This window comes from Microbacterium sp. (assembly GCF_026393345.1).
Taxonomy (GTDB): domain Bacteria; phylum Actinomycetota; class Actinomycetes; order Actinomycetales; family Microbacteriaceae; genus Microbacterium.
On the sequence record NZ_JAPLAI010000078.1, the window covers coordinates 1 to 2,995 of the forward strand.

At 67.5% G+C, this 2,995-nt stretch carries 3 protein-coding genes; 1 reads left to right on the top strand and 2 read right to left on the bottom strand.

Going from position 1 to position 2,995, the window contains the following annotated elements; translation table 11 throughout:
• Positions 1 to 59: 59 nt before the first annotated feature.
• Positions 60 to 938 (bottom strand): 2-hydroxy-3-oxopropionate reductase, encoded by an 879-nt coding sequence (locus NT132_RS14285; RefSeq protein ID WP_033105656.1) that lies wholly within the window; start codon positions 936 to 938, stop codon positions 60 to 62.
• Between the two features lie 51 nt (positions 939 to 989).
• Positions 990 to 1,793 carry a TIM barrel protein gene (locus NT132_RS14290; protein ID WP_033105655.1) on the bottom strand — a complete coding sequence of 268 codons (804 nt, stop codon included), beginning with the start codon at positions 1,791 to 1,793 and terminating at the stop codon, positions 990 to 992.
• A 367-nt stretch (positions 1,794 to 2,160) separates the two neighbouring features.
• Here NT132_RS14290 and NT132_RS14295 point away from each other — a divergent pair.
• Positions 2,161 to 2,995 (top strand): hypothetical protein (locus NT132_RS14295; protein ID WP_297790214.1); only part of this gene is annotated, 835 nt, incomplete at its 3' end.

Consider the following 2,995-nt stretch of genomic DNA (forward strand, 5'->3'; position numbering starts at 1 on the left):
GGTCCCTGAGCCTGTCGAAGGGCCCGACGCTTTGACAGGCTCAGCGGTCGGGGTGCGGGTCAGGCGCGACCGGCGAAGGCCGCGGTCAGCTTGAACAGCCCGGAGTGGTCAAGGCCGGCGTCGCCCTGCTGCACGGCGGAGCCGACGAGCTGGGCCACGTGGGCGCCGAGCGGGATGGTGATGCCTGCCTGTCGTGCGGCGGCGGTGATGATGCCCATGTCCTTGTTGTGGAGGGCGAGGCGGAATCCGGGCGAGAAGTCGCGATCGAGCATCTTCTGGCCCTTCTGGTCGAGCACCTTGGATCCGGCGAGTCCGCCGCCGAGCACCTTGAGCGCAGCATCCGTGTCGACGCCGAATGCCTCGAGGAAGATGATGGCCTCGGCCAGCGCCTGGATGTTCACGGCGACGATCAGCTGGTTGGCCGCCTTCACCGTCTGCCCGGCGCCTGCAGGCCCGACGTGCACGATGGTCTTGCCGACCGACTCGAGCACCTTCAGAGCGTCGGCGAAGTCCTGTTCGGTGCCGCCGACCATGATCGACAGCACGGCGTCGATCGCACCCTGCTCACCCCCCGAGACGGGAGCGTCGACGGCGCGGAGGCCCGCGGCGATCGCCTCGTCGGCGAGCTCCTTCGCGACGTCGGGGCGGATGCTGGATGCGTCGATCCACAGCGCTCCCTTCTCGGCGTGCGCGAAGATGCCCTCTTCGCCGCGGACGGCGGCTGCGACATCAGGGGAGTCCGGCACCATGGTGATGATGACGTCGGCGCCCTTGACTGCCGCGGGGATGCCGTCGGCGCCCTGGCCGCCCGCGGCGACGAGTTCGTCGATGCGGTCTTTGCTGAGGTTGTAGCCGGTGACCGAGTGTCCTGCGGCGATGAGGTTCTTGGCCATGGGAAGGCCCATGATGCCGAGGCCGATGACTGCGATGCTGCTCATGATGATTCCTTCGTGTGATGCGGCGACGATGCCGCGGAAGTGGATGTGTTCTCAGCGCGTTCTGCCGGCGGCTGCTGCCGCCCATGCGAACGCGGTCTCGATGGGCGCCTTGTACTCGAGGCCGATGTAGCCGGAATAGCCGAGCTCTTGGCTGCGTGCGATCCAGGTGTCGATGGGCAGGGCGCCCGTTCCGGGGGCGCCGCGGCCGGGCGCATCCGCGATCTGGATGTGACCGAACGATGCGGCGTGCTCTTCGATGACCTGGGGCACATCGTCGCCGTTCACGGCGAGGTGGTAGAAATCGGCGAGCAGGGCGAGGTTGCGCGCGCCGGTCGAGGTGCGGACGTGGTCGATGACGTCCAGAGCGTCCGCCGCAGTGCGCAGCGGGTACCGCTCTGCGCCGCTGACCGGCTCGACGAGCACGGTGCCCCCGACTGTCCCGACGGCTTCGGCCGCGGCCGCGAGGTTCTCGATCGCCACGGCATCCTGAGCGGCGGGATCGACCCCGTCGATGCGGTTGCCATACAGCGCGTTGAAACCCTTGGTGCCGAGTTCGCGTGCGATGCCGACCACGACGGCCAGGTTGTCGCGGAACTCTTTGCCGCGTGCGGGCCACGAGACCAGTCCGCGGTCGCCGTTCGGCATGTCGCCGGCGTTGAAGTTGAGGCCGGTCAGCTGCACGCCTGCGTCGCGGATGGCGGCGATGAACGCGTCGACCTCGTGGTCGAGCGGTACAGAGGTGGAGAACGGCCACCAGAACTCGACCGCGTCGAATCCGGCGGCCTTCGCCGCGGCGGGGCGCTCGAGCAGCGGGAGCTCGGTGAGAAGGATCGAGCAGTTCACCGTGTACGTCATTTCGACTCCTTCGTCTTGTTTGTGTCTTTCCGTATTGTGGAAGAAAACTTCTGCTACACGAAAGTCTACGGCGCGCCGGGCGAGGTGTCAACGATGGGATCCGTCAGGCGCGGGTGGCTGAGCGCGGGTGGCGCGCGCCGCCTGCATTGCCGGAACGCTTTCGCGGGTTCATCGCGTCTCGAACCCGCGAAAGTGTTCCGGTACGACCGCGGGCGGGATGTAGACGACTCTTCCTGCACGAGATGAGCAGAGGCGGGGGTTGCTCACATTCTCGGAGAACTCGGGATGCCGCGTCGCGCAGCTCCGTCAATATCGACGGATGCGACACCGTGTCAGACTTCCCCGCCGACTGGGCGACAGGTTCTCCGTGCGCACTGCGGAAGCCGTCGGCCTCCGCCCCGGCCGGTACAGCACTCCCGATCTGCACCGGCCGTTCCGCGGCATCCGCTCGGTCGAGGTGCCGACGACGTTCCATGACTTCGTCGACTGTTACGTGCCACGACTGAAGCCGGCCCAGCGATTCGGGGGCATGACGGCAGCCCGCGACTGGGGCCTGCCGATGCCGACGAAATGGACGTCGAAGGAACCGCTCGACGTCTTCGTACCGTGGTCAGGGGCTCCGCCGAAGACACCGGGAGTCCGCGGTCGGCGCATGCGCGAGGATCGCGCTGAGACCCGCACCCTCCGCGGACACCCTGTCATCGATCCAGTCGCCGCGCTCTTCACCTGCGCTGCGACCCTGACCGTGACGCAGGCGGTCATCGTGCTCGACGCACTGCTGACAACGGCATCCAACTATCCCGATCTCGGGCCGGGGAGGCCGCTCAGCACGCGCTCCGAGATCACCCGTCGGCTTGAGGAATGGGAGAGGTTCCGCGGGCGCGCGACGATTCGCGCTGCGCTGCCGCAGGCTCGTGAACTCGTCGAATCTCCGAAGGAGACCGAGACCCGGCTGCTGCTCATCGACAGCGGGCTGCCCGAGCCCGTCGTGCAGCACGAGGTGTGGGTCGACGGGCAGTTCCTCGGACGCACCGACCTCGCATATCCGGAGTGGAAGATCGCGTTCGAGTACGAGGGAGACGGCCATCGTACGGACAAGGACCAGTGGCGCAAAGACATCCAGCGGCAGCGCTGTCTCGAAAGCGCGGGCTGGATCGTCATCCGCCTCACCCAGGCCGACCTCGATGAGCCCGAACTGCTGA

Coding starts and splice junctions, on each gene's coding strand:
- NT132_RS14290 (WP_033105655.1), bottom strand. CDS start 1,793: ATGACGTACACGGTGAACTGCTCGATCCTTCTCACCGAGCTCCCGCTG.
- NT132_RS14285 (WP_033105656.1), bottom strand. CDS start 938: ATGAGCAGCATCGCAGTCATCGGCCTCGGCATCATGGGCCTTCCCATG.